The sequence below is a fragment of the Flavobacterium ginsengisoli genome (genome assembly GCF_029625315.1).
Lineage (GTDB): Bacteria > Bacteroidota > Bacteroidia > Flavobacteriales > Flavobacteriaceae > Flavobacterium > Flavobacterium ginsengisoli.
This window is the reverse complement of record NZ_CP121110.1, coordinates 1,854,091-1,879,655: the sequence shown is the minus strand read 5'-3', so window position 1 is coordinate 1,879,655 and position 25,565 is coordinate 1,854,091. Positions and strand designations below refer to the sequence as shown.

The following is a 25,565-nucleotide window of genomic DNA, read 5'->3' as shown; positions in this document are numbered from 1 at the left end:
ATCAGGTTAAATAGTATATTTTGAGTTTAGTAAACGGCTTTCCATCCTTGTTTTTTCCAATAAGCTATAATAGGTTTATAAGGGCCGTATTTATGCTGTTCTTCAGTAAAATTATCATTAAACGGACTGTGTGCATAATCAATCGGTTTGCCCATTTTGTCTGGATAATCCAATGTTTTTGGGTTTGGTCTTGTATGTACAGAATCGTCGTTTACATAAGCCGCAATGTCAAGTGCTTCTTTGTCTGTAAGATACGGTTTTCCTAGTTGAACTTTATCATAAGGCATATTGCTTTTTAGCCATTGTGCTTGTTTGATTACGCGATGCATGCTTGAACCAGGCTGATAACCGTATTGTCCCCAAAGTGGAGGGTAGGTGTAACCCGATTTGTCGGCATTGTAAACTCCCTCGCCATTATTTCCGTGACATCTTGCGCAGTTTTCAGCAAATAAAACTTTTCCTCTTTCTGGACTTGCGGCAACATCTGGAAATTCGATTTCTAAATTTTTGGCTCCTTTAAAATTACCATCTTTTGGAACAAATTTACTGATCCATTTAAAGTACGATAAAAACGCCACCATTTCTTTGCTGTCCAACGGAAGCGGTTTTCCAGAATGCGGACGCATAATGCAGTTATTAACTCTTTCTGCTAAAGTAAGTACTTTGTTTTCGCGTCCGCGATATTGTGGATAATTGTCATGCGAAGACATTAAATTGAATGCATGAGGTTTTGTTCCTGCATCTTGATGACAGTTCGTGCAGTTCATTTTATTGCCTAAATATTGTCCTTTTTTTCCGTTTGGGCCAATGTAATAAGCGGTTTTCATCATTAATTCTCTTCCATAACGAACCGATTCTCCAAATTGATCGTCTGGAATTTGGGAAGTATCAATTGTGATGTAACCTTCATCTTCTTCTCCTTCTTCGATTGTATTTGATGCTAAAGTCTGTGAATTGGTTTTGGTGCAGGAATTGAAAACAGCGATTGACAATGCTGAAAAAAGTCCGATAAGAATTGTTTTTTTCATGGGTACTATTTTTTTAATTTAGAAGAAAAGGTTTTAGTTTTTCTTCAGGAATAAAGATCGTTCTGTATGGAGGAATTTCAGATTCTAATGCCCAAATAAGTATTCCTTTTTTATTTGTCAAAACTGTAATATGTCTTTTAGAACAACAAACCAAAAAGAGGTCTTTATTGATCATGTAAGCGCTTCCCATTCGGTCATTGTAAATATCTTTTGGTAATTTGATATGAAAATCAAGTTTTACATCATTGTTTTTTTCGTCTACTTTTAAGGCAAAAACAGAAGATTGTTTGATGTCGACTCCATTATCAAAAAATAATAAACTGCCTTCTTGATCGATATGTGCGGCATGAGCCTGGGAGAAATTAGCATCTGGAGCCATTTTCATAGTTCCGCCTTTCCCTAATTTCCAGATTACTTTTCCAGTTTTAGAATTGATTTTCCAAATCTGGCCATTGTTGTAGAAAGAAATTAAAAAGTTTCCATCTTTATCGTAACTCAAACTGTTGGCATGCGTCCAATCCTTTTTGGTTTTTAGTAAATCTTTATCTTTAAACGGATCTAAATCATCAAAAACACTCCATTTCCAAAGCTGTTTTCCTTTTTTATTTAAAATTATAATTCCGTCTCCGTTGATGGTATCTTGTTTTTTCCCTCCAATAGAAGTCAAATCGATTATTTTTTGCTCAACAGTTAAAGCGACAATTTCGTCAGCCGATTTTTTTATGATTTCGTGATGAAGAACCTGCTTCAAATCGCCCTCTCCTTTTTTGATGTGGGTTAAAGTATCGCCTTGAAGATTTATTTCTAGAATTTCACTTCCGTAGCTTGTTGGTTCGTCATTTGTGCCTAAAATAGAAAGAATGGTTTGCTCTTTTGTAAAATGAGTAACTTTAAATCCAGTTCCTTCAATAGTATGATACCATCTTAAGTTTCCTTTGTAATCAACAATATAAGCTGTTCCTGGAGTTTCTCTTTTAGCTAAAAGCATAAAGCCTTTTTTGAAATTTTCAGGCAATAATTCTGGTTTCGGACAATTGGCTTTGAATTGTTTCTGTAGCCATTCTGGAAGTTTTCTAGATTTGAAAGTATAAACTTTACTAGTTTGTTTATTTCCGTCTTGAACTGTAATTAATTGAAAACTATAATCGGTTTCTGGAATTATGTTGCAAAGTACCAAGGAATGTTTTAAACCAGTATTTGAAATAGGAGAGGTTATTTTATTTTCAATTCCTTTTTTGTCAGACCAATATTCTGCATATACCTGAGCTTGGTCATTCGTAGTAACATCGATTTGAATTTTCAATTCGTTGTTGCTATGAGTGCCAATATTGATATTGGAGATAATTTGGCTTTTAGAGCAGCTTGCCAGTGCAAGGAGAACTAAAATAAAACTTCCTTTTAATATTAATTTTTTGATCATTTGAAAAGCTTCTTTTGTGAAACAGAAAAATACTTTTTTATATAAAAAAACAAGAACAGACAGACTGTTTTACTGTCTGTTCCTGATTATTTTTTTATTGTCTGTCGGCGTTGCTTAAATTTGGATTAAGGTCAACCTGACTTTGCGGATAAGTGTAATATTTGTTTTGCGGCATTTTGATTAAAGTCGCTTCACCAACTCTAAGATGATATGCGTTTACCAGAACATCATATTTGTTCATTCTGATCAAATCGGCGCGACGTTTTCCTTCGTAGAAAAGTTCCCATCCTCTCTCTTGTAAAATAGCATCTCTTAAACTAGTTTGCGTAAGAGCCGATAAAACCAAAAGTTTTGCATGCGACCTTCCTTTTACTTGATTGATTAGATCTATCGCTTCTTGAGTTGGACCGCTTATTTCGTTTAAGGCTTCAGCTCGGCTTAATAAAACATCAGCATAACGAAGGATATTTACACTATGCCCATCGTAATATGTTGTAGTTTCATCATCGGCATATTTTCTAGTAGAAACGTCTGGCATATAAAATTCACCAGCTGGTGGCTGAGCTCCTAATGAAGGCGCTTGTTTGTGAAGCAACCCGTCTGTCCCTTCAAATTCAGGGAAGAAACATTGTTTTCTTTCATCTTCATCACCAAAAGTGTTATAGAAATCCCAGTTTACAGTATAATACTGCCATCTGTTTTGAACTACAGGGTGATCAACAGGACCAAAGTGGTTTAATAATTCTGTTCCGTTTGTATTAGCATCACTTAAAGAAGAGAAGATATTTTCGCTACACCATTTGTTACTTTCTTTAAACAAACCTAAGTAAGAAGGATAAAGACGATATTCGTTTAGATCTATTACCTGCTGAGTAAGTGTAACTACTTTTTGCCAATCGTGATTGCGTAAGTATAATTTTGCTAGTAAAGTAAGGGCAGCACCTTTTGTAGCGCGGCCAACATCATTACTGCCATAAATTGCATTTTCTTTATAGTTTACAGGCAAAATAGCGACAATTTCTGTAAGGTCTTTAATAATGAAAGCGTCAATTTCTTCTACAGATGATGGAGGTGTCTGCGCTAAGTAACTTGGATTTGCTATGTTTTCTTCGGTCATTAAAACAACAGGCCCCCAAGAGTCAGTCAAATCCATATAAGCAGATGCTCTTAAAAATTTTGCCTCAGAAATAAACTGTGCTTTTTCAATATCTGATACAGAAGACATCTTTCCGATATAATAAATAGCATTGTTAGCATTGGAAATTAATTTATACATTGCATTCCAATCTTCTAAAAGTAAGCCATTTGCAGAATTCCATGTTCCTAAAGACAATTGGCCAGGATCTCCTCCAAATTGGCAATGTCCTAAATCTGTCGCAATATCAGTTAATGCGAAGTGTCTTGTAGCCCAATACGAAAAGTTATCACCCACAGATGGTCCTTTTAGTCTGCCGTAAATAGAATTAACTGCGGCAATAGCATCTGATTTGGTTTGATATCCATTAGTAGTAGTCAAACTGCTATATACTGTAGGATCAAGATCCTCATTGCAGGAATATTGAAGTCCAGCAGCAAGTAAAAGCAATAAAATTGTATATTTTTTCATTTTGATAAGTTTAATGTTATTGAAAAAGCTATTAATGAATTGCTATTTTGATCCCTAATATAAACGTTCTAGAAGCTGGGAATGAGTTAAAATCAATTCCTCCACCAAGATTTTGCGCTGTAGCAGTAGTAGTGTGTCCATTTATTTCAGGATCGTTTCCAGAATACTTTGTAATTGTCAATAAATTTTGCCCTATTGCATATAGTCTTATATTATCAATAAATTTGGTTGGTTTTAAAAGGCTTTCTGGGATAGAATATCCGATAGATAGATTTTTAAGACGTATGTAAGAAGCATCTTCAACAAACCTTGAGTTTACATAACTACCATAAGCACTTTTGTAATAACCATCTCTTGGAATATCAGTATTTTCATTTGTACCAGCAACCCAACGATTCAAAGCATCAGTACTTGTGCTTGATTCTCCAACCATTCTGGTCATGTTATAAACAGAGTAATCAAGAGCGCCTTGGAAAAACAGATTCACATCAAAATCTCCGAATCTAAAATCATTATTAAAACCAACAATGTAGTGAGGAGTAGAATTTCCTAAATAAGTTCTGTCTTTAGCCGTAATCAATCCATCGCCATCTAAATCTTCGTATTTAGGATCTCCAGGTTTAGAACCAGGTTGCGCAAGCATAAGTTTCACCTGTTTTTATTACTCCAGCATATTTAAATCCATATAATACACCCATTTCTTTTCCAGGTTCTAATCTTGTAAATTCACGACCAGAAACCGTACCGCTTGGATTAGAAGTATTGTAACTAATTATTTTAACATTCTCTGCCAATGAAACAACCTCTTGTTTATTATAGGCAAGATTTAGTGAAGTTCTCCAGTAAAATTTATCATTTTTGAAATTCTCACTGCTAATACCAAGTTCAATTCCCTTATTTTCTATAGTTCCTGAGTTAAGTGTTTGAGTATTAAAACCCCACCATCCTCCAACAGGAACATTCAAAAGAGCATCTGTTGTTTTCTTTTTGTAAACATCAATTGTAGCAGTCAATCGATCATTAAAGAATCCCATATCCAGACCAATATTAGCTTGAGCTTGCTGTTCCCATTTTAGATCAGGATTTGATAAATTTTTTGGTTCAGTACCGCCTACAAAAGAACCATCAGAAATGGTGACATTCCAAGGAGCAAGATTAGCTAGATATAAATAATCAGGAATTCCATCATTACCTGTAATACCGTAACTAACTCTTAATTTTAGTTCAGAAACGGTTTCCAAATTTTGCATAAATGCCTCTTTTGAAATTCTCCATGCAACTGCTCCCGAAGGGAATTTACCATATTGGTTATTTGGACCAAAACGAGAAGAACCATCTAGTCTATATGTAAATGAAGCTAAATATTTATCGTCAAAAGCATAAGTTAACCTACCAAAATAAGAAGTCAATTTTGTTTCTGTTTTTTGGGTTTCAGGCTTTAGATAAACAGAAGCACTTTCTAGATTGTAATACGTTAATACATCATTTGCAAAACCAGAACCAGAAGCTTTCATTCTTTCGTAAGTATCTTTTTGGTTTGATGTTCCAATCATTGCAGTAAATGCATGCTGCTCTTTGATATTAAATTTATAGGTTAAATATTGTTCTGTACTCCATCTGAAATAGGTTTTGTTTTCTTCAGATCCAGAACCATTTAAGGCAGCTCCTGCAACAAGTGTACGTGGAGTATATTTACCTTGAATATTTTCCTGCCACTCTGCACCAGCTCCAAAATGATATGTTAAGCCTTTCATGATTTCATAATCCATAAACATGTTTCCATTAACCAATCTGTTAATAGTATGATCAGTTGGTTCTAATAAAAGCGCTAAAGCATTATCTTTTCCTTGATATTTGTAGTATGAACCATCTGCATTATAAATTGGAATTGCCGGAGGAGCAGTTTGAATAGAAAACATAGGAGATAAGATATTATCGCCAAAATCACTATTATGTCCTTCACTTGCAGCTCCATAAACATTGGCTCCTACAGTTAATTTGTCTGTAAATTTTTTCTCTGTACCAATACGAACACTATATCTTGTGAAATCAGTGTTTTGTATTGCTCCAGTTTGTTTTAAGTAATTTCCAGATAAGAAAAATTTAGATGTTTTATCGCTTCCGCTAAAAGTCAACGTTCTATTAAGAACTTCGCCTGGACGAGTTGTCGCTTCAAACCAATTTGTGTTGGCAATTGGAAAACTTGAAGGGAAAACTGCAGGTCTGCCATTTTCAGCAAGCAATAGCATTCTGAATAGAAGCATATTGTTGACCTGTTAAAAGAGATGGTTCCTGAATAATGTTTTGGAAACCATCAGAAATTTCACCTTCAATCTGCATTTTTCCAGATTTTCCTTTTTTAGTAGTAATCATGATAACACCATTTCCTCCTCTTGAACCATAAATGGCAGTAGAAGCAAGCATCTTTAAGAATCTGAATGCTTTCTATGTCATTTGGACTAATAGATGCACCAGTACTTGTAATAAAACCATCAACTACATATAATGGAGCATTTGATGTTGTAATAGAGTTTCCTCCTCTAACAACTATAGTAGGAGATGTTCCAGGAGCATAACTGTTCTGTTGAACTTGAACTCCAGAAGCACGTCCTTGTAATGCCTGTCCAACGTTTGAAACAGTACCACCTAAGTTTAAGTTGTCTTTTCCAACAGAAGCAACAGAACCAGTAATGTCTTTTTTCTTTGCTTTTCCGTATCCAATTACTACTTCTTCTAGTTTTTGCCCTGCTTCTTTCATGGCAATTTTTAAAGGAGTAGTTCCAATAGCTACTTCTTGATCTTCCATACCAATGTAAGTAATCACAAGTTTTGTAGCATTATCAGGAACTGTAATAACAAAGCTTCCATCTACATCCGTTTGAACACCTTTAGACGAGCCTTTAACCGTAACATTCGCACCAGGAAGAGGCATGCCATTTTGATCTGTTACAGTACCTTTTACTGTTTTTTCAAAAAACAACGCCGTTTTGTTCTTATCCGAAATATTTATAGAAGAAGCTGCAGAGGCTTGACATGTAAAAACTAATAACGAGAGAACCGTTATTCCGATTTCTTTGCTGGATAAATTTTTAATCCGAAAATCTCTTGGCTTTTTTTGGGTTAATAATTTCATACTTTAAATTGGTTTTGGTTAATGTTTAATTGTTTTTTTCTTGTTTGTAGGTTTTAGATTTCTTTTTTGATCGTGGAATTCATTTTACTTTTTTTAGTTATGTGTTGATTAAGTCGTTTTCTATACAAATAAGAGGTTTTGTTTTTGCTCTAAACACGGCTTGTTTAGTTCTGTTTTCTTGTTTTTTAAAGATTAAAAATCACCTTAATTTTTGCATAATTAACTTAGTTTTAAGATTAATCTCTGACGAAACTAGAGATTATATTTTTATAAAACAAGAAAAAACACAAAAAATGTGCTCGAACACACAAAATCTATGTTCTCGAGCACATAAAATTATACAATACATTTTTTTACACTTAAAAAGATGTGATATTTTTAAAATATTTTAGAAAAAGCAGCACCTGCGAAATGTGTTGTTTTTTAAATTTTAAATAAGGATTTATTAAAAACTTATGAATTTCGCAATCACTAAATGAAAAACGTAAAAATTAAGCAGTCTTTTCTTATGCGGAAATGAAGAGAATTTTTGGTTTTTATTATGAATTCGGTTTGTTTTTTAATTCAATTTTTGAACTATATTGGTCATGGAGAAAAAAGCCGAAATCGCGAAATGAATTAATGGTCATTTTGACTTTTTTTGAAAATGAAAAATTAACAGATTTTAAGAAGAAGAATTTTGAAAGAATACCACGTAGAAATAATCGATAAAAATGAAAAGAATGTAACTCAGATTTTAGATTCTTTTTTTTGGGAAAAAGCAAATTGTTTAACTGATTTTACTTCGCCATGGAATAATGATCCAGTTCTGAAAATTGAATTTCGTGCGCTTTGGGATTTAGATTATCTGTATTTTAATTTTCAAGTTTTTGATTCAGAGGTTTATATTGATCGAAAAGACAATTCTACAGATAGTATTTGTAATTCAGATAGAGTAGAGCTGTTTTTTAGAAAAGATGAAAAACTAAGTCCCTATTATTGTTTGGAAATGGATGTAGATGCACGTATTTTGGATTTTGAAGCTTATCCGAACTGGAATTTTGATTACAATTGGAAATGGCCAGAAAAACAGTTAGAAATACAATCGGTAAAAGAACAAAATTCTTTTACTGTTGTGGGTAGAATCAGTATTGCTTCACTAGAAGAATTAGATTTGATCCATGATAATATTGTGGAAATTGGAGTTTACCGAGCTAAATTCTCTAAAGCTGAAGACGGAAATTATGAACCAACATGGATTTCTTGGATAAATCCAAATACAGCAGAACCGAATTTTCATATTGCTTCTTCTTTTGGTAAATTTGTTTTGATGAAGTAATTTGCCACAAAGGCACGAAGACTCAAAGTTTTTTAAAGGAAAAAGAAATTTCAATTGCCTCAAGCTTTAGCTGGAGGCAACTGAGGTTATAATTTGAAAGTTAAAAAACTTTGAGTCTTAGTGCTTTTGCGAGAATTAAATTGGTAAAAGTTTAAAAAAAACTTGGTGCCTTAGCGTCTTAGCGTAAGAAACTCCTTAACTAACGTAAAAAGAAGCATTTTCTACATTTATAATATCGATAGGAAGCAAAATGGTTTCCGGAATGTCTTTTCTGAAGATAAAATGATCAGCCAAAGTGCTTACGCCTAAATAAGCCTGCCTTTTTTGATTTTGATGAATTAAGAAATGAACCAAGCCTTGGTTTAAAAAGCTAACATTTTTATCAATTAAATCGTAGCCAATCAAAGCAATCTTTTTGTCTGTAATTGATGATAAAATAGAGGCGATTTGGTATGCTTTGGAAGTTGTAATAAAAATTCCGCTTAAATCTGGATTTTCATCTAAAAAAGCAGTGAGCTTATTTTCTATGTTGGAATATTTCAGTTTTAATGTGGTTAAAGAGTAATCAGGAAGATTTTTTTCGTCAAAATAACTTCTAAAACCTCGTTCCTTTTCCTGCATGTGAACGGCATTTTTCAGACTTTCATCAATATGAATAATCGCAATTTGGCCTTTCTGAAGAATCAAATTCATTAAACTCGCGGCGACACGACCGCTTTTGTACAAATCTTGTCCCACAAAACTTTTGATAGAAGAAGATTCGACCTGGTTGTTAAAAGTATTAACCATAATTCCCAGTTCATCATATTGATTTATAATTTCGATGGTTTCTTTATGGAAAAGCGGAGTCAATAAAACGGCATCAGGTGATTGGGAAATAATCGCTTCGTTGGTCTTTAAAAAAGATTTGGTGCTTTCTGGATTAAAATAATGTATTTCTATAACAACATTATAAGCTTTAAATTCTGTAATCGCATCTTGGATTCCGTTAACGCAAGGAAGCCAGTAAGGATCAAATACAGGATCTGGAAGTAAAACGCAAATGCGGTACACTTTTGTGCTTTTTAAATTTCGCGCAATTAAGTTGGGTTCATAATCAATAACATTCAAAACCTCATTGATCTTTTCGAGTGCAGCAGGAGAGACTTTTCCTCTGTTGTGCAGAACACGGTCTACAGTTCCTTTAGAAACTCCAGCCATTTGCGCAATATCCTTAATTGTGTACTTTTTATCCATATAGACAAATATAAAAACTTTGATTTAATAAACGCATTTTTTCTGTAAGAATTAATAAATGTGCTCGAGAACATAAAAATAGTGTGTTCGAGCACATTTTTATATTTTTTCTTGTTTTATAAAAATATAATCTCTAGTTTCGTGAAATCAAAACCAAAAAACTAAAATAAATCTATAACCAAACAGCACTTTAATTTATTGAAATAAAGTGTTTTAACACAAAGTGTTTAAGTGAAAAAAATTACGTCATTAGCTCCTGGCCGAACCTGTCTTTTTGGAGATCATCAAGATTATTTAGGGTTGCCTGTTATAGCCTGTGCGATAGATCGAAATATTAAATTGATTGCAACAGAAAATCAGACCGAGACATTTGTTCTGAATATGGTTGATATTAATGAAATTAGAGTTATTGATATACACGAGGCTTTCGAAAAATTAGAATCAAGAGATTATTTTGCTTCCTCATTGCGCGTATTGCGCAGACACGGCTGTAAGCCTACATCTGGTTATGATATTACAATTACCGGAGACATTCCGATTAATTCGGGAACATCGAGTTCGTCGGCTTTGCTGATGGCTTGGATTCGTTTTCTGATAGAAGCTTTTGGAATAGATCATGAAGTTACGCCCGAATTTCTTTCTAAATTAGGTTATGAATCTGAAGTTTTGGAACACGGAGAACCTGGCGGAATGATGGATCATTTTAGCATTGGCGTTGGAAATATCGTTTATATCAATACAAAAAAACCGTTTTCTTTTGATGTAATAGGAACAGAATTAAAAGGATTGATTACAGGAGTTTCGGGTGTTCCAAAGGAAACTATTGGTTTGCTTGGCGAATTAAAAGGCAATGCTTTAATGGCAATTGATCTTGTAAAACAGAATTATCCACAGTTTGATTTAAATGCTTGCTGAAATAGAGGATTTGGATAAATACAGAAATTGCCTTCCAGATCGTATGATTCCGTTTTTTGAAGCGGCAATCAAGAATTACCATTATACCAAAGAAGCGTTAAAGGAATTCGAAAAACCAGTTTTAGATCTTAAAAAAATTGGAGCATTAATGAATGGACATCATGAAGTTTTGCGCGATTTACTGAAAATTACTGTCCCAAGAATTGATGCAATGGTTAACGCGGCATTAAAAGCAGGAGCATATGGAGCAAAAATTGTGGGCTCTGGCGGTGGCGGAAGTATTGTTGTAATTGCCGATCCTAAAAACGAAGACGCAGTTATAAAAGCGATTTTAGATGCTGGAGCCCAAGAAGCTTACGCGGTAAATGTTGATCCAGGAGTACGAATTATTAATAATATTGAAATTTAAAATAAAATGCATGACAGTTTAGTAATTCTAGCCGGCGGAGCTTCTTCTCGTATGAAGAAAGAAGCGGTTACAGATAATTTATCTCCAGAAGAAATTGCGCAGGCCAACGAAAGAAGTAAAGGTTTAATAGGTGTTGGTTCAAGCGGAAGACCTCTTTTGGATTATCTTTTATGGAATGCGAAAAAAGCAGGCTATAAAAATATCTATATTATAATAGGAGAACAAGGAGAATTATTTAAAGAGTTTTATGGAAGTAAAATGAAGGATAACGATTTTCACGGACTCAATATTTCATTTGCTGTTCAGTATATTCCTGAAGGAAGAGTAAAGCCTTTTGGAACTGCAGATGCTCTGTTTCAAGCTGTAGAGCAATATCCAGAGCTAAATTCGCAGTTTTATTCGGTTTGCAATAGCGATAATTTGTATTCGGCTGAAGCATTGCGTGCTTTAAGGGAAACCGAAAGTCCGAATGCTTTTATTAGTTATGATCGCGATGCAATGGATTTTCCGCTAGAGCGTATTTCCCGTTTTGCAATTGCAAAATTGGACCAGAATAATCAGTTGTTGGATATTTTAGAAAAGCCTACAGAAGAAGATTTGGAGCAATATAAAGATGCAGAAGGAAAAATACGTGTTAGTATGAATGCTTTTAAGTTTAACGGCAAGACTTTATATATACATCTTAAAAATTGTCCTGTTCATCCAGAGCGTGATGAAAAGGAGCTTCCGACGGTTCTTTTGAACTCCGTTAAGGAAAATCCGAATACAACGATCGGAATTCCGTTTTCTGAGCACGTTCCTGACCTGACTGCTAAAGAAGATATTGCCGAAGTAAAAACATATTTGGCAAAATATTATCCTGATTTAAATTGGAATAATAAAAATTAACAAAACTTTCATATCTAAATTAGAGAATAAGGAAATTTAATGTAGTACTTTTGTTTTGCAAAAAAAATGCAGATATTTGCATAAATTACGCAATCAATAATGTGAGAGTTGATTCTAATTTAGATTTTGAATTAAATAAATCTATAACTAAATCAACCAAAAATTATGACAAACATTCAAAGTACATTACAGCTGGAGAAAAAAAGTACCATTGTTCCGATGGTAATTTTAACTTTATTGTTTTTTATTCTAGGATTTGTAACCTGGCTTAACGGACCACTAATTCCGTTTTTTGAATTAGCTTGCGAACTAACTTCTTCGCAAGCCTATTTTGTGACTTTCGCATTTTATATTGCCTACTTCGTAATGGCAGTTCCTTCTTCTTATATTATTGAAAAAGTGGGATATAAAAACGGAATTTCTTTAGGATTATTGATTATCGCCGCGGGAGCATTTATGTTTTATCCAGCGGCTTCAAGTCGTACATTTCTCTTGTTTTTATTAGCTTTATTTATCATGGGAACTGGTTTGGCAGTTTTGCAGACAGCTTCAAATCCGTATGTTGTTGTAATTGGCCCAAGAGAAAGTGCTTTCGCAAGAATCAGTGTTTTAGGAATTGCAAATAAATTGGCAGGTTTTGTTGCGCCAATTGTGCTTACTATTTTGATTTTGTCTAATATGCAGGACTTTACCGCAGACAAAATTGCCTTGATGGATGAAGTCGCAAAAACTAGCGCATTAAATTCTCTTGCTTTGCAATTACAAACACCGTATCTTTATATGGGGTTGATTATTACAGTTTTAGCTTTAATGGTGAAATTTTCTCCTCTTCCAGAAATTGATTTGGGCGAAGATGGAAATGTGTCAGAATTAAGTGTTTTTAAACAAATTAAAAATGCTTTTCAGCACCCGCAATTGGTTTTAGGAGTAATAACTCTAATGTTGTATTTATCTGCCGAAGTTTTGGCGGGAGATTCGATCGGAGCTTTCGGAAAACAGTTGGGAGTTTATGGTGAAGAAGGGAATTTTTATCTCAAATTAACCTCATTTACCATGTCAGCAATGGTGATCGGCTATATTCTTGGTATAGTTTTGATTCCTAAATATGTTTCGCAAGTCACTGCTTTAAAAGTGTCTGGATTGCTTGGTTTGGTGTTGGTTACGGCAATTGTTTTGATTTCTCCAAAGATAATGATTGCATTGCCTGGAACTCCAAATATACCATTGGTGATACTTTTAGTAGCGCTTTTGGGACTCGCAAATGCATTATGCTGGCCAGCAATATGGCCAATGGCTCTGCAGGATTTAGGAGGTTATACAAAGATTGGAAGTGCTATTTTGATTATGGGAATTATCGGTGGAGCAGTTTTTCCACTTTTTTATGGAATGATCACCGAAAGTATCAATTCTGCAAATGTTGCAAAAAATATGCAAGAGGTTTCGAAAAGCGGAAATCAATTAGCTTACTTAATGTTACTGCCTTCTTATGCAATGATTTTGTTTTATGCTGTAAAAGGGCATAAATACAGGAAATGGAATAGTTGAACAAAAAATAAAAATTAATATATCATGTTAAAAAGTAAAATCGACAAAGCAACAGGTTTCGAAAAACGATTCGAAAACATTAACACAGTTGTTTTTGAAAATTCAACGGACGCTTCAAAAGAAGTAGCGCAGGAAATTGCGTCTTTAATCAAAGAAAAACAAAAAGAAGGAAAACCTTGTATTTTAGGATTAGCTACCGGTTCTTCTCCAAAAGGTTTGTATGCTGAATTAGTGCGTCTTCATAAAGAAGAAGGTTTGAGTTTCAAAAACGTAATCAGTTTTAACTTGGATGAGTATTATCCAATGGAACCAAATTCAATCAACAGTTATGTTCGTTTCATGAAAGAACTTTTGTTTGATCATGTCGATATTTTACCTGAAAATGCTCACGTTCCAGACGGACTTTTAACTAAAGAACAAATTGCAGATTACTGCCACGAATATGAAGCTAAAATTGAAGCTTTAGGAGGGATTGATCTTCAGATTCTTGGAATTGGAGGAAACGGACACATCGGATTTAATGAGTCAGGTTCGCTTCAAAACTCTAAAACTCGTTTGGTGGCTTTGGATCATATTACAAGAGTTGCTTGCAAGTAAAGATTTCTTTGGTTTAAATAATACGCCAAGAACTGCAATTACGCTTGGTGTTAAAAAAATCATGGAAGCAAAAAGAGTGATCTTATTGGCTTGGGGAGAAGGAAAAGCAAACATTGTAAAAAAATCTGTTGAAGATGAAGTTACAAATAGAGTTCCTGCTTCATTCTTGCAAGAGCATAACAACGCAGTTTTTGTTTTAGACAAAGAAGCTTCTTCAAAATTAACGAGAATCAACAAGCCTTGGTTGGTTGAAAAAATCGTTTGGACAGACAAATTAACTCGTAAAGCAGTTTTAGGATTGGCATTGGATCTTAAAAAACCAATTTTAATGCTTACAGATGCTGATTATATCGAAAACGGTATGAGTGATTTGTTAGCAGATTCAGGTCCAGCTTACGATACTAACATTAAGATATTTAATAAATTACAAAATACAATTACGGGTTGGCCAGGTGGAAAACCAAATGCAGATGATACAAATCGTCCTGAAAGAGCAGAACCGGCAAAAAAACGTGTATTGATTTTCAGTCCGCATCCTGATGACGATATTATCAGTATGGGAGGAACTTTTATGCGTTTACAAGAGCAAGGGCACGAAGTGCACGTAGCTTACCAAACATCTGGAAACATTGCAGTTGCTGATGATGAAGCTTTACGTTTCGCAAGATTCGTAATTGATTACAACGAAAAATTCGGAATCAAAAGCGAAGAGGCAGATAATATCTACAAAAAAGCTGAAGCATTCTTACAGAACAAAAAGAACAGCGAAATTGATATTCCAGAAGTTCGTTATATTAAAGGTTTAATTAGAAAAGGAGAGGCGAGAGCTACAAGTCATTTTGTTGGTCTTCCAGATTCTCAGATTCACTTTATGGAATTGCCTTTCTATGAAACAGGAACAATCGAGAAAAAACCAATCGGACCAGAAGATATTCAATTGACAGTAGATTTAATTGAAAAAATTAAACCACACCAAATTTATGCGACTGGAGATTTAGCAGATCCACACGGAACGCACAAAGTTTGTTTAGATGCTATTTTTGAAGCGGTAAAAGTTTTAAAACCAAAAGAATTCATGAACGACTGCTGGTTATGGTTATACCGTGGAGCTTGGCAAGAGTGGGGAATTGACGAAGTTGAAATGGCGGTTCCAATGAGCCCTGATCAGGTTTTGGCAAAACGTCACGGAATTTTCAAACACCAATCTCAAAAAGACGGTGTTGTTTTTCAAGGAACAGACGCAAGAGAGTTCTGGCAGAGAGCAGAAGACAGAAACCGTGAAACAGCAGAATTGTACCACCAATTAGGTCTTGCGACTTATCGTCGCAATGGAGGCTTTTGTGAGATGGCACTATTAAGATTCTAAGTTGCTAAGGTTTTGAGATTCTAAGTTTTTTTTAGTCTTTTAGAAAATTAGTAATAAAGCTTAAATAATATTTTTGAAGCAGGAAGAGGGAACGAAAATAGGTTCTTTTTTCTTGCTTCTTTTTTTGTTTAGATTCTAAGTTGCTGAGTTGCTGAGAAGCTAAGTTATAATCTGTGAGAATCCTTTTAATCTGTGGCAAAAGAAAAAATAAATGGTAGTTTTGTATAAAATGAAATAAGCAGAAAATCTATAAAATCTTTCTTCTTGCTTCTTTCTTCTTAAAAACTATGGATCAAGACAAAAAACAGCTCATAAAATTAGCCCACACCAAAATGCCTTTCGGAAAATACGAAGGAAAATATTTGATAGATTTACCTGAATATTATGTGGTTTGGTATCATAACAAAGGATTTCCAAAAGGAGAATTAGGACAGCAGTTACAATTAATTTATGAGTTGAAATTGAACGGATTGGAAGAATTGATTCGAAATATCAAAAAACAATATCCAAAACCTTAATTCAGAAAAAGAAGGTTAATTTAATTGTTAATAACTTAGATTCTATAGTTATAGTTTGTGTTAGTCGTTTTCTATTTTTGTCTGAACTAACAAAACAATTTTTTATGGAAAACAATTTACCTTCTTCAAATGCTGGTCAGTCGCTAGGTATTATCGCTTTAATTTTTGGTATTATAGGTGTATTGGCAGCATTTATCCCTTGCTTTGGTTTTATAGCTGTAATATTTGGCGTCCTTGCGATTGTGTTTGGAGCTATTGCTTTAAATCAAGCAAAAAAAGAAAATGCATCGACGTCTTTGCCGAAAGCGGGTCTTTATTTAGGAATCGCGACAACAGTTTTTGTTATTATCTGGGTTGCTATTTTTGTAGGCTCAGTAGGTTCTATGGCTTTAGAACACAAAGATGAAATTAAGAGAGCTTTAGATTCTGTCAAAATAGAAAAAATAGAAACAGATGATTCTTTAAATGTAAAAGTACAGGTAGATTCTACTACAATAGAAACTACTGTAAAATAATTTCTTGAATAAATGTTTCTTTCCCAAGAAATTGATTCTTATAAAAAGATAAACGTAATTCTGGCTTTCCTAATTATGTTTGTCTTTTTTTATTGCTTTTTTCTTCCCTATTTAAATTTTGGTTTGCAATCATCCTGTGAAGGATTGCCTTTGGCATACTGTAAAAGCCGCGGACTTACAAGAGCTTTTTCTCAAATCCTTCGATTTCATTTTCAAGAAGCGATTGCTTACAATCCATTTTCTATAAAAATTTTTTGTTTCTTTTTCTTTCAGCTTACAGCTAGATTTTTGATCAATTGGATCATTTCTTTTTCCATATTCAAAAAAGTATTAATTTTTGATGTATCTATAAGTGCAATTTCTTTCCTTTTTTGTTTTTATAATTTAATACTCCCTTATTAGAAATTAATTACATTGTGTTTTTTAGTTTTAGTTATGAATTTTTAGCTAATAATGATAAAAAGCATTCATTTTGATAATATAATTGATAGGGAAGTATATAAAATAAAATGTGCTTAAAATTTTAAAAATTATCTCATTCTGGAATTGATAAATTGTCTAATTAAATTTGTACTTTTGCCAAGTTTTTTACACAACTACTTACAAACAAACAACAGAATGAATCAAACAAAATATATTTTTGTTACAGGAGGTGTGACCTCTTCATTAGGAAAAGGGATTATCGCGGCATCTTTGGCAAAATTGTTACAAGGAAGAGGATACCGCACTACAATTCAGAAATTTGATCCATATATTAACGTAGATCCGGGGACACTAAACCCGTACGAGCACGGAGAATGTTATGTGACAGATGATGGAGCTGAAACGGACTTAGACTTAGGGCACTACGAGCGTTTCTTGAACGTTCCTACTTCTCAGGCTAATAATGTTACTACAGGAAGAGTTTATCTTTCGGTTATTGAAAAAGAAAGAAGAGGAGAATTTTTAGGAAAAACAGTTCAGGTTGTTCCTCATATCACAAACGAGATCAAAGACAGAATGCAATTGCTAGGTAAATCTGGCGATTATGATATTGTAATTACTGAAATTGGTGGAACGGTTGGTGATATCGAATCTCTACCTTATATAGAATCTGTTCGTCAATTAGTTTGGGAGTTAGGTGAAAATAACGGAATTGTTATTCACTTGACATTAGTTCCTTACTTGGCTGCTGCAGGTGAGTTGAAAACAAAACCAACACAGCACTCTGTTAAAACTTTAATGGAGAGCGGTATTAAAGCAGATATTTTGGTTTGTAGAACAGAGCATGAATTGTCTCAGGAATTACGCCAGAAATTAGCTTTATTCTGTAATGTGAAGAAAGAAGCGGTTATTCAGTCAATTGATGCTTCTACTATATATGAAGTTCCAAACTTAATGCTTGAAGAAGGATTAGACGTTGTAGCTTTAAAGAAATTAGATTTACCTAAAAAAGCATCTCCAGATCTTAAAAACTGGAATACTTTCTTAAAAAGATTAAAAAGCCCAAAACAAACAGTAAACATTGGTTTGGTTGGGAAATATGTAGAAATGCAGGATTGCTACAAATCTATTTTAGAGGCGTTCATTCATGCAGGAGCTGCAAACGAAACAAAAGTAAACGTAATTTCTATTCACTCAGAGCATATCAATGCTGATAACGTAGAAGAGAAATTAGGCTCTCTAGACGGAGTTTTAGTTGCTCCAGGTTTTGGTGAAAGAGGTATTGAAGGAAAAATCGAAGCAGTTCGTTTTGTACGTGAAAACAACATTCCTTTCTTCGGAATTTGTTTAGGAATGCAAATGTCTGTTATCGAATATTCTAGAAATATTTTAGGTTATGCAGAAGCAAACTCTACAGAGATGAACGATAAAACGTCTCATCCGGTTGTGAGTTTAATGGAAGAACAGAAAAATGTAACCGATAAAGGAGGAACAATGCGTTTAGGTGCTTGGAAATGCGATATTAAACCAGACACTTTAGCGTATAAAATTTACGGAGAAAAAACTATTTCGGAGCGTCACCGCCACCGTTATGAGTACAACAATAAATATGCTGATGAATTGCAAAAAGCTGGTTTAAAAGCTTCTGGAGTTAACCCTGATACAGGTTTAGTAGAAATCGTAGAGCTTGAAAACCACCCGTTTTTCATTGGTGTACAATACCACCCAGAATACAAGAGTACAGTTGCAAATCCGCATCCAATCTTTGTGAACTTTGTGGCAGCTGCAGTAAATGCGCATAAAAAACAGTAATTAATATTTTGAGAAACTTGTAACTTTTGAGACAAACTCATTACTAATAAGCTTCAATGAATAACTTTTTTAAATTATAATGGAAGAAAAAAATTAGACCTCAATTCAATCATTGGTTTTGTATTGATCTTTGGAATTTTGATTTGGATTATGTATCAAAATCAGCCTTCTGAAAAAGAAATCGCCGCTGAAAAAGCCAAGAAAGAATTAGTTGCTAAACAAGAAGCACAAGCAAAAGCAGATAAAGCAAAAACGGCATCATTACCAGCTGCAGCTGTAACTCCTGGAGATACAGTTCAATTGGCGCAATTGCAAAAAACTTTAGGAGGATTTGCTTATTCTGCAACACTTCCTTCTGCAAAAGAAGCTTTTACTACAATCGAAAACGAAAAATTAAGATTGAAGATTGCTAATAAAGGAGGATATATTGTTGAAGCTACTTTAAAAGAATTCGAAAGATTAAAAAAAGGTTCTGGTGAGTTAGTTGAGTTAATTAAAAATAATAACTCAAACTTAAATTTACAGCTTCTTACTACAGATAATAGAACATTAAATTCTAAAGATTTATATTTTGAGCCAACATTAGAAAAAATTGGTGCAGACCAAGTTCTTTCTATGCGTTTGAAAGCTGGAGCTAATGAATTTTTAGAATATAAATACATTCTTAAACCAAACGATTATTTAGTTGGTTTTGATATTCGTTCTCAAGGTTTAAACAGAGTTTTAAATTCTGCTAAACCAGTTGATTTGCAATGGGATTTAAAAACATACAGAAACGAAAAAAGCGTTGCGTATGAAAACCGTTATGCACAAATTGATTACAAATACGAAGAATCAAAATACAACAACGTAAGTTCGCACGGACAAGGTAAAGAAGAAACTCCTACAAAAGTTAGTTATGTAGCGTTCAAACAGCATTTCTTTACTACAATTTTATCTACAGATAAACCTTTTGAAACTTCAAAATTACAATCTGACGATTTAGTTAAAGATGATAAAATTGATACTGTTTTCACAAAACAGTTTAGAGCTAATTTACCTTTAGCGTTTTCAAATGGAGAGATCGATTACAAAATGAATTTGTATATGGGTCCTGCAGATTACAAAACATTAAAAGCTTACGATAAAAACTTCGAAAAGATTATTCCATTAGGATGGGGAATTTTTGGATGGATCAACAAATGGATTTTCATTCCGTTATTCGGATTCTTAAGTTCAACAATCGGTTTATCATTAGGTATTGCGATTATTATCTTTACAATTATCATCAAATTGGCCATGTCGCCAATTACCTATAAGTCATTCTTGTCTCAGGCTAAAATGAAAGTTTTAAGACCTGATATTGCAGAGTTGGGAGAAAAATTCAAAAAAGACCCAATGAAGAAACAACAGGAAACAATGAAACTGTACAACAAAGCAGGTGTAAACCCAATGGCAGGATGTATTCCGGCATTGATTCAGTTGCCTTTCATGTATGCATCGTTCCAGTTTTTCCCTGCAGCATTTGAATTAAGACAAAAAAGCTTCCTTTGGGCAGACGATTTATCTTCTTTTGACTCGGTGGTAAAATTACCATTCAATATTCCAATGTACGGAGATCACATCAGTTTGTTCCCAATCTTGGCGGCAATTGCGATTTTCTTCTACATGAAAATGACTTCAGGAGACCAACAAATGGCAGCTCCTCAGCAAGAAGGTATGCCAGATATGGCAAAAATGATGAAAATCATGATTTATGTTTCGCCATTAATGATGTTGATTTTCTTCAATAATTACGGATCAGGATTGAGTTTGTATAACTTTATTTCAAACTTAATTACAATCGGAATTATGTTTGTTATCAAGAATTATATTGTAGACAGTGATAAAATTCACGCTCAAATTCAAGAAAACAAACAAAGAGAGCCTAAAAAGCCAAGTAAGTTCCAACAGCGTCTTCAAGATGTAATGGAACAGCAAGAAGCAGACAAAAGCTCAAGCACAGAATAAAAAGAAGAAATAATTCTAAATAAAAAAAATCTCGATTTATCGGGATTTTTTTATACCATTATACTTTATAATTAAGATTTTCGTTAAGCTTAAAAAATAGAATTTATTATGATCTCAAAAAATATCATATCTGGGGTATTATTCCTAATAACATTAATTTTGAATGCGCAGACAGAAAGTAACAAGCTAGATGCGGCTGGAAAAAAAGATGGACTTTGGAAAGGAACTTACGCCGAATCTAAACGCCCACGTTACGAAGGAACTTTTGATCACGGAAAAGAAACGGGTGTTTTTAAATTTTTTGATGATACAAAAAAAGGAGACGTTATCGCTACAAGAGATTTTAGTGCAAATGATGGAAGTTCGTACACTATTTTTTTTGATCAAAATAAAAATAAGGTAAGCGAAGGAAAAGAAGTGGGAAAAGTACGTGATGGAGAATGGAAATATTATCACAAAGCTTCTAAAGTTTTAATGACAGTTGAGAATTATAAAAATGGAAAATTAGAAGGCTTAAAAACTATTTATTACCCAAATGCTCAAATTGCTGAAGAGATGATGTACAAAAATGGTTTAAAAGAAGGAGCATATAAGAAAATGGGAGTAGACGGAACACTCTTGGAAGAATCTAACTTTAAAGATAACGAATATAATGGAGATGCCGTTTTTTATGATTCAGACAAATCGGTTGCTTCTAAAGGTAAATTTGTGAATGGTAAAAAAGCTGGAATGTGGCAGTTTTATCAGAAAGGAAAATTAGTGAAAGAAGTGAATATGAGCGATCCTAAAAACACGAATAAAGCTTCTGAAAAAGTAGGAACTTCAAAGAAATAATTTTGATTTCAATTTTAGAAATTTAATTAATAAACGAATCAATGGACTTAAATGAATTTTTGAGTCCATTTTTTTTGCAACTGTTTTCTTGTAAAATTTGTTTTTATATAAGTAAAATATAGTAAGTTTATAACTTAAATTTTAACGTTTATGAAAGTAAAAACTTTGCTATTTCTCTTGTTGTTTACAGGTGTTTATGCACAAAATCAAGCTGATGCAGATAAATTAGTTGAAGAAGGAATTGTTCTTCATGATAAGGGCGATTATGAAGGTGCTATCAAAATTTATGATAACGCATTAAGTCTTGATAAAGATAATTTGTTTGCATTAATCGAGAAATCATTAACCTTAAACTCAATAAAGAAGTTTGATGAAGTTATTACTATTTCAAAACATGCTATTGCAACGCATCCCAATAGCGGACTGCAAAATATTTATGTAAATTATGGAAATGCACTAGATCATTTAAATAAAACGGAAGAAGCATTAAAAATCTACGAAGAAGGAATACGAAAGTTTCCAGATTATTATCAATTGTATTTTAATAAAGGAATTTGTTATGCAAATCTAAATAATAGTTCTGAAGCTATTTCATGTTTTCAAAGGTCTCTGGCTATAAATCCAAAACATCCTGGTTCATTAAACGCTATTGGTATATTAGAATCAAATTCTAATAGGATTCCTGCTGTTCTGGCTTTTTCAAGATTTTTAATTGTAGAGCCGCAAACCAATAGATCGAAGAAGAATTTTGAAAACCTAAAAGGTCTCTTGATGAAAGGGGTAACACAAACCGGCGAAAAAGCAATAACCATTAATATCGATTCATCAACGCTTCCAGATTCTACAGGAGTAAAAAAAGAAAATGATTTTTCTAGTACAGATTTAATACTTTCTATAACCGCTAGTTTAGATTTTGATAAAAAGAATATCAAAAAAACTGAAGTAGAGAATTTTATTCGAAAAATTGAAGTGATTTGTGCTTCATTAGATGAAGGGAAAAAAGAAAATCAAGGTTTTTATTGGAATTTTTTGGCGCCTTATTTTATAGAAATGAAAAATAAAAAGCTAATAGAGCCTTTTGCTTATATTGCGTATGTTGATGCTGAAACAGATGATGTTGTAAAATGGCATAAAAAAAATCAGAATAAACTTGATGATTTTTATGAATGGTCTAAAAATTATAAATGGGGTTTTAAGTAATAAAAAGATCTAATTTTAATTTGCTAATATTTTTATAAAATGGATTTAAAAGAGCTTCTAGGAAGATTTTTGTTGTTGTTTTTTTCGATTTTGATCTTGTATTTTTTCTCCAACAGAAAAGATAATGCTACTATAAATCCACTAATGGTTATTGTAGGACTTTGTACTTTTTCTCTTTGTTATCTTTTTACTAAAATCGAAATTGGTGTCGGAATAGGGTTTGGATTATTTGCCATTTTTTCAATACTCCGTTTTAGGACACAATCCTTTACAGTAAATGCAATCATCTTTCTATTTGCAACAATCACATTGTCTATTTTAGACATTATGTATCCGTTTGAAAAGATTGAATTGTTGCTCTTTTTTCAAATTATTATCATCGGATTTTACATCGCGGCTTCAATTATTGTCAATAAGAAAGCGTCAAAATATCTAAATTCCGTTGACATGAAAATTCCTCTTGACGATAATTTTTCTTTAAAGACAGAGATAATTAGAAAATCAATTCAAGAGAAAATTAAGATTGAAGATTTTGATTTTAGAATTGTACTAATCAATACTGCAAACAACGAAATAGATTTATTAGTATTCTATTAATCGTTGAAAGGGCGAACTTGTTTGATGTATAAATCTCTTTTTTCGCCGACAATTTTAAACTCAATATCTACAGGATGAAATTGGTTTTTACGCCAATATCGATACATTTTGGTTTCAATTTTTTTGCTGACATCATACAGATTACTCATTTCTTTTCTGATCAATAAAGGCTGATTATTGTTTAAATTGGAATTGGAAGTATAATCGATATCAAAATCGGTTTCGTCTTTTCCGTCATTAAAATGATAAGCGACAAATTGTTCGCAGATTTCTCCTTTTTCGGGTTTAACAACCGAATTTTCTCCTTTTTGAACATTAACCGTAATTCCAGGAAAGTTTTCTCTAAATATATTTTTGGTAATAATTACGCCATTTGCTAACTCGTCAGGAAACGAACGATGAACTAAAACGCCCATAGCAATATTTTGCTGATCAATTCCAAAAAGTTCTCTTTCGTTATACGAAGCTTCATTCCAAACACTTGCCCAAACTTGTTTTATGGCTTTTTCGAAAGTTTTGATAGAATCACCTATAATTCCAGTTTTTGAATCGTACAATCCAGCGCCATTAAAATCATCCAAATCTTCTGCGTTTGTAGAAGAACGAAATCTGAAATTTTTGAATTTTGCATCTTTAAAAGCGGTGTTCAATTTTGAAATTAATTGAGGATCAATAGGTTCTTTTTTAATAGCGTCTCTAATTTTTTTAAGCTGTTTATTGATCCAAATTGTAGAATCTTTTTTGGGAAAAGTTAAAAGTTCAGCAATTAATGGAGAAATAGCAGGATTCTGAATATGCTTTGTATAATAGTAAAACGGAATAGCATGCGCATTTTCGGGTACTTTAAATGGAATTTCTTTTGAAATAGCTATTAAATACGCCATGTTTTGTGCTTTTGAACCAATATAATTAACTCCCTTTTTTGGAATTTCAGCCAAGTTCACTAATTCGGTAATGCTATTATCAATAATGAGCTTTTTCTTTTTTCCAGATGTTTTTACTGGAATCTTTTTGGTTGTTTCTTTGATGAAGAAAGTATCGACTTCTATCTTTAATTCTACTTTTTTAGAAAGCAGTTTTTTGATATTGTTATCTTTTTCAATATTGGTATAAGCCATAATCGGAATCTTTCTGTTTTTTCCTAGAAGTACCAAATGGCTTAAAGGCGTCTGGAGTTCATTTACAATGATTCCTCGCACATTTGGAAGAATATCAGGTGTTCCATCCAAAATAATGATTTCGTCAGAATTAGGCTTTGTGGATTCCAATTCCTTGATTTTGTATTTTTTTAGAATTCCAATATTAGTTCCTCGAACAACTTCTTGATATTTGATTTCGCCAAAAATATAATCTGATTTAACACACGGAATTTTGAATTTCTGTTCTTGATACCATTGCATCATATCGGGATTGTTCAAATAGAATTTTAGTTTTTCGCCAATAAATGTGGAATTTTTAACCATACCAAAAAAACGTTCAATTAATGGAACTGGCATATGATCGGATGCAGCAAGTTCGAAAATCCACTTATCTGTTCCTTTTATGTGGTTTAAATTTCCGAGAAGAAAGTCTCTGTTTTTTTCTGTATCGCTGTAATTTTCATTGTTGAATACTTCAAGATCTTGGCTGTAGCCTAAATAATTAACAACGAAATCATAGTGAAGCAAAATAAGGTTACTGTTGAAATAATACATTTTCTGTTTTCGCATATCATAAATTACCTTCACTGATTCAATATTCGAAAATTTATCAGACAAAGGTTTTCCTCTAAATGCCTTGTAAGCTTCATAATTTGGCAGGGACGCGCTAAATCGCTGTGCACTTAGAGAGGTTAAGATGAAAAGGAAAAATAAGCTGTAAATGAATTTTTTCATATAATACAAATAGATGATTAAATGTAATTAAAAAAAGAACTCATTGGGTGAAATTGTTTTTGTCAATTTTACATTATCCAATTAAATTTAAATCTTTGCAAATCTGCTTTAATCTGTATAAATCTGCGTGAAAGTTATCGATCGAAAAAAGTATTTCACGCAGATTTTAAAAGATTTTAGCAGATCAAATTTGATTTTTATTCTATTAATTATTCGATTTCGTTCAACGAGCAAAAATAGAATAAGTTTTATCTACTGCGGGATTGCTTAAACTAATGAAAACCATGGTGAAATTTTCTATTATTTGGTGTACCTTTGCAACCTTAAAAAATTAAACATTTC

22 protein-coding genes and 1 pseudogene are annotated in these 25,565 nt (G+C 33.0%); 14 read left to right on the top strand and 9 right to left on the bottom strand.

Annotated elements, in window-relative coordinates; all coding sequences use genetic code 11:
• Nucleotides 1-26: 26 nt before the first annotated feature.
• The 7 genes from P5P87_RS08740 to P5P87_RS08710 form a co-directional block, all read right to left on the bottom strand.
• Nucleotides 27-1,028, bottom strand: a complete 1,002-nt coding sequence (locus tag P5P87_RS08740; protein WP_278022264.1) for a c-type cytochrome — start codon at nucleotides 1,026-1,028, stop codon at nucleotides 27-29.
• A 13-nt stretch (nucleotides 1,029-1,041) separates the two neighbouring features.
• Nucleotides 1,042-2,448, bottom strand: a complete 1,407-nt coding sequence (locus tag P5P87_RS08735; protein WP_278022263.1) for an aryl-sulfate sulfotransferase — start codon at nucleotides 2,446-2,448, stop codon at nucleotides 1,042-1,044.
• Between the two features lie 94 nt (nucleotides 2,449-2,542).
• Nucleotides 2,543-4,054 carry a RagB/SusD family nutrient uptake outer membrane protein gene (locus P5P87_RS08730; protein WP_278022262.1) on the bottom strand — a complete coding sequence of 504 codons (1,512 nt, stop codon included), beginning with the start codon at nucleotides 4,052-4,054 and terminating at the stop codon, nucleotides 2,543-2,545.
• A gap of 31 nt (nucleotides 4,055-4,085) precedes the next feature.
• Complete coding sequence (locus P5P87_RS08725; RefSeq protein ID WP_278022261.1) at nucleotides 4,086-4,697, bottom strand: hypothetical protein; 612 nt, start codon at nucleotides 4,695-4,697, stop codon at nucleotides 4,086-4,088.
• Nucleotides 4,675-6,318 (bottom strand): SusC/RagA family TonB-linked outer membrane protein, encoded by a 1,644-nt coding sequence (locus tag P5P87_RS08720; RefSeq protein ID WP_278022260.1) that lies wholly within the window; start codon nucleotides 6,316-6,318, stop codon nucleotides 4,675-4,677. The genes P5P87_RS08725 and P5P87_RS08720 overlap by 23 nt, the downstream gene beginning before the upstream one ends.
• Nucleotides 6,287-6,478 carry a hypothetical protein gene (locus tag P5P87_RS08715; RefSeq protein WP_278022259.1) on the bottom strand — a complete coding sequence of 64 codons (192 nt, stop codon included), beginning with the start codon at nucleotides 6,476-6,478 and terminating at the stop codon, nucleotides 6,287-6,289. The genes P5P87_RS08720 and P5P87_RS08715 overlap by 32 nt, the downstream gene beginning before the upstream one ends.
• Nucleotides 6,414-7,187 (bottom strand): carboxypeptidase-like regulatory domain-containing protein, encoded by a 774-nt coding sequence (locus P5P87_RS08710; RefSeq protein WP_278022258.1) that lies wholly within the window; start codon nucleotides 7,185-7,187, stop codon nucleotides 6,414-6,416. The genes P5P87_RS08715 and P5P87_RS08710 overlap by 65 nt, the downstream gene beginning before the upstream one ends.
• A gap of 679 nt (nucleotides 7,188-7,866) precedes the next feature.
• On the opposite strand from P5P87_RS08710, the gene P5P87_RS08705 reads away from it, so the two are divergent.
• Nucleotides 7,867-8,505 (top strand): sugar-binding protein, encoded by a 639-nt coding sequence (locus tag P5P87_RS08705; protein WP_278022257.1) that lies wholly within the window; start codon nucleotides 7,867-7,869, stop codon nucleotides 8,503-8,505.
• A 195-nt stretch (nucleotides 8,506-8,700) separates the two neighbouring features.
• Here P5P87_RS08705 and P5P87_RS08700 read toward each other — a convergent pair whose 3' ends face one another.
• Entirely contained in the window at nucleotides 8,701-9,741 is a 1,041-nt protein-coding gene (locus tag P5P87_RS08700; protein ID WP_198857015.1) for a LacI family DNA-binding transcriptional regulator, read from the bottom strand.
• 231 nt (nucleotides 9,742-9,972) lie between these two features.
• On the opposite strand from P5P87_RS08700, the gene P5P87_RS08695 reads away from it, so the two are divergent.
• The 13 genes and pseudogenes from P5P87_RS08695 to P5P87_RS08640 all read left to right on the top strand — a co-directional run bounded on the left by P5P87_RS08695 (nucleotide 9,973) and on the right by P5P87_RS08640 (nucleotide 23,349).
• Nucleotides 9,973-10,656: a GHMP family kinase ATP-binding protein gene (locus P5P87_RS08695; RefSeq protein WP_278022256.1), complete on the top strand. Its 684-nt coding sequence runs from the start codon at nucleotides 9,973-9,975 to the stop codon at nucleotides 10,654-10,656.
• On the top strand, nucleotides 10,646-11,065 hold the full coding sequence (locus P5P87_RS08690) for a hypothetical protein (protein ID WP_278022255.1): 420 nt from the start codon (nucleotides 10,646-10,648) through the stop codon (nucleotides 11,063-11,065). The genes P5P87_RS08695 and P5P87_RS08690 overlap by 11 nt, the downstream gene beginning before the upstream one ends.
• Before the next feature lie 6 nt (nucleotides 11,066-11,071).
• The gene (locus P5P87_RS08685; RefSeq protein WP_278022254.1) at nucleotides 11,072-11,953 is read left to right on the top strand and encodes a sugar phosphate nucleotidyltransferase; all 882 of its coding nucleotides are present in this window, start codon (nucleotides 11,072-11,074) and stop codon (nucleotides 11,951-11,953) included.
• A 165-nt stretch (nucleotides 11,954-12,118) separates the two neighbouring features.
• Nucleotides 12,119-13,498, top strand: coding sequence for a sugar MFS transporter (locus tag P5P87_RS08680; RefSeq protein ID WP_278022253.1), 1,380 nt, complete (start codon nucleotides 12,119-12,121; stop codon nucleotides 13,496-13,498).
• Nucleotides 13,499-13,522: 24 nt separating this feature from the next.
• Nucleotides 13,523-15,453, top strand: a pseudogene (nagB, locus tag P5P87_RS08675) (glucosamine-6-phosphate deaminase).
• 295 nt (nucleotides 15,454-15,748) lie between these two features.
• The gene (locus tag P5P87_RS08670; RefSeq protein WP_008462478.1) at nucleotides 15,749-15,979 is read left to right on the top strand and encodes a DUF3820 family protein; all 231 of its coding nucleotides are present in this window, start codon (nucleotides 15,749-15,751) and stop codon (nucleotides 15,977-15,979) included.
• Between the two features lie 104 nt (nucleotides 15,980-16,083).
• Entirely contained in the window at nucleotides 16,084-16,494 is a 411-nt protein-coding gene (locus P5P87_RS08665; RefSeq protein ID WP_278022252.1) for a DUF4190 domain-containing protein, read from the top strand.
• Nucleotides 16,495-16,506: 12 nt separating this feature from the next.
• Nucleotides 16,507-16,896 (top strand): DUF2752 domain-containing protein, encoded by a 390-nt coding sequence (locus P5P87_RS26105; protein WP_422854089.1) that lies wholly within the window; start codon nucleotides 16,507-16,509, stop codon nucleotides 16,894-16,896.
• 216 nt (nucleotides 16,897-17,112) lie between these two features.
• Nucleotides 17,113-18,729, top strand: a complete 1,617-nt coding sequence (locus P5P87_RS08660) for a CTP synthase (RefSeq protein WP_278022251.1) — start codon at nucleotides 17,113-17,115, stop codon at nucleotides 18,727-18,729.
• A gap of 60 nt (nucleotides 18,730-18,789) precedes the next feature.
• Entirely contained in the window at nucleotides 18,790-20,718 is a 1,929-nt protein-coding gene (yidC, locus tag P5P87_RS08655; protein ID WP_278022781.1) for a membrane protein insertase YidC, read from the top strand.
• A gap of 108 nt (nucleotides 20,719-20,826) precedes the next feature.
• Complete coding sequence (locus tag P5P87_RS08650) at nucleotides 20,827-21,552, top strand: toxin-antitoxin system YwqK family antitoxin (RefSeq protein WP_278022250.1); 726 nt, start codon at nucleotides 20,827-20,829, stop codon at nucleotides 21,550-21,552.
• Between the two features lie 150 nt (nucleotides 21,553-21,702).
• Complete coding sequence (locus P5P87_RS08645; RefSeq protein WP_278022249.1) at nucleotides 21,703-22,752, top strand: tetratricopeptide repeat protein; 1,050 nt, start codon at nucleotides 21,703-21,705, stop codon at nucleotides 22,750-22,752.
• Between the two features lie 39 nt (nucleotides 22,753-22,791).
• A complete protein-coding gene (locus tag P5P87_RS08640) occupies nucleotides 22,792-23,349 on the top strand; it encodes a DUF4956 domain-containing protein (protein ID WP_278022248.1) in 558 nt (185 codons plus the stop codon).
• On the opposite strand, the gene P5P87_RS08635 is transcribed toward P5P87_RS08640, so the two are convergent.
• On the bottom strand, nucleotides 23,346-25,223 hold the full coding sequence (locus P5P87_RS08635) for a PEP/pyruvate-binding domain-containing protein (RefSeq protein WP_278022247.1): 1,878 nt from the start codon (nucleotides 25,221-25,223) through the stop codon (nucleotides 23,346-23,348). The two genes, P5P87_RS08640 and P5P87_RS08635, sit on opposite strands and share 4 nt — an antisense overlap.
• Nucleotides 25,224-25,565 lie beyond the last annotated feature (342 nt).

Coding starts and splice junctions, on each gene's coding strand:
- P5P87_RS08680 (WP_278022253.1), top strand. CDS start 12,119: ATGACAAACATTCAAAGTACATTACAGCTGGAGAAAAAAAGTACCATT.
- P5P87_RS08735 (WP_278022263.1), bottom strand. CDS start 2,448: ATGATCAAAAAATTAATATTAAAAGGAAGTTTTATTTTAGTTCTCCTT.
- P5P87_RS08665 (WP_278022252.1), top strand. CDS start 16,084: ATGGAAAACAATTTACCTTCTTCAAATGCTGGTCAGTCGCTAGGTATT.
- P5P87_RS08740 (WP_278022264.1), bottom strand. CDS start 1,028: ATGAAAAAAACAATTCTTATCGGACTTTTTTCAGCATTGTCAATCGCT.
- P5P87_RS26105 (WP_422854089.1), top strand. CDS start 16,507: ATGTTTCTTTCCCAAGAAATTGATTCTTATAAAAAGATAAACGTAATT.
- P5P87_RS08650 (WP_278022250.1), top strand. CDS start 20,827: ATGATCTCAAAAAATATCATATCTGGGGTATTATTCCTAATAACATTA.
- P5P87_RS08685 (WP_278022254.1), top strand. CDS start 11,072: ATGCATGACAGTTTAGTAATTCTAGCCGGCGGAGCTTCTTCTCGTATG.
- P5P87_RS08640 (WP_278022248.1), top strand. CDS start 22,792: ATGGATTTAAAAGAGCTTCTAGGAAGATTTTTGTTGTTGTTTTTTTCG.
- P5P87_RS08635 (WP_278022247.1), bottom strand. CDS start 25,223: ATGAAAAAATTCATTTACAGCTTATTTTTCCTTTTCATCTTAACCTCT.
- P5P87_RS08730 (WP_278022262.1), bottom strand. CDS start 4,054: ATGAAAAAATATACAATTTTATTGCTTTTACTTGCTGCTGGACTTCAA.
- P5P87_RS08670 (WP_008462478.1), top strand. CDS start 15,749: ATGGATCAAGACAAAAAACAGCTCATAAAATTAGCCCACACCAAAATG.
- P5P87_RS08690 (WP_278022255.1), top strand. CDS start 10,646: ATGCTTGCTGAAATAGAGGATTTGGATAAATACAGAAATTGCCTTCCA.
- P5P87_RS08700 (WP_198857015.1), bottom strand. CDS start 9,741: ATGGATAAAAAGTACACAATTAAGGATATTGCGCAAATGGCTGGAGTT.
- P5P87_RS08645 (WP_278022249.1), top strand. CDS start 21,703: ATGAAAGTAAAAACTTTGCTATTTCTCTTGTTGTTTACAGGTGTTTAT.
- P5P87_RS08725 (WP_278022261.1), bottom strand. CDS start 4,697: ATGCTTGCGCAACCTGGTTCTAAACCTGGAGATCCTAAATACGAAGAT.
- P5P87_RS08720 (WP_278022260.1), bottom strand. CDS start 6,318: ATGCTTCTATTCAGAATGCTATTGCTTGCTGAAAATGGCAGACCTGCA.
- P5P87_RS08715 (WP_278022259.1), bottom strand. CDS start 6,478: ATGCTTGCTTCTACTGCCATTTATGGTTCAAGAGGAGGAAATGGTGTT.
- P5P87_RS08710 (WP_278022258.1), bottom strand. CDS start 7,187: ATGAAATTATTAACCCAAAAAAAGCCAAGAGATTTTCGGATTAAAAAT.
- P5P87_RS08660 (WP_278022251.1), top strand. CDS start 17,113: ATGAATCAAACAAAATATATTTTTGTTACAGGAGGTGTGACCTCTTCA.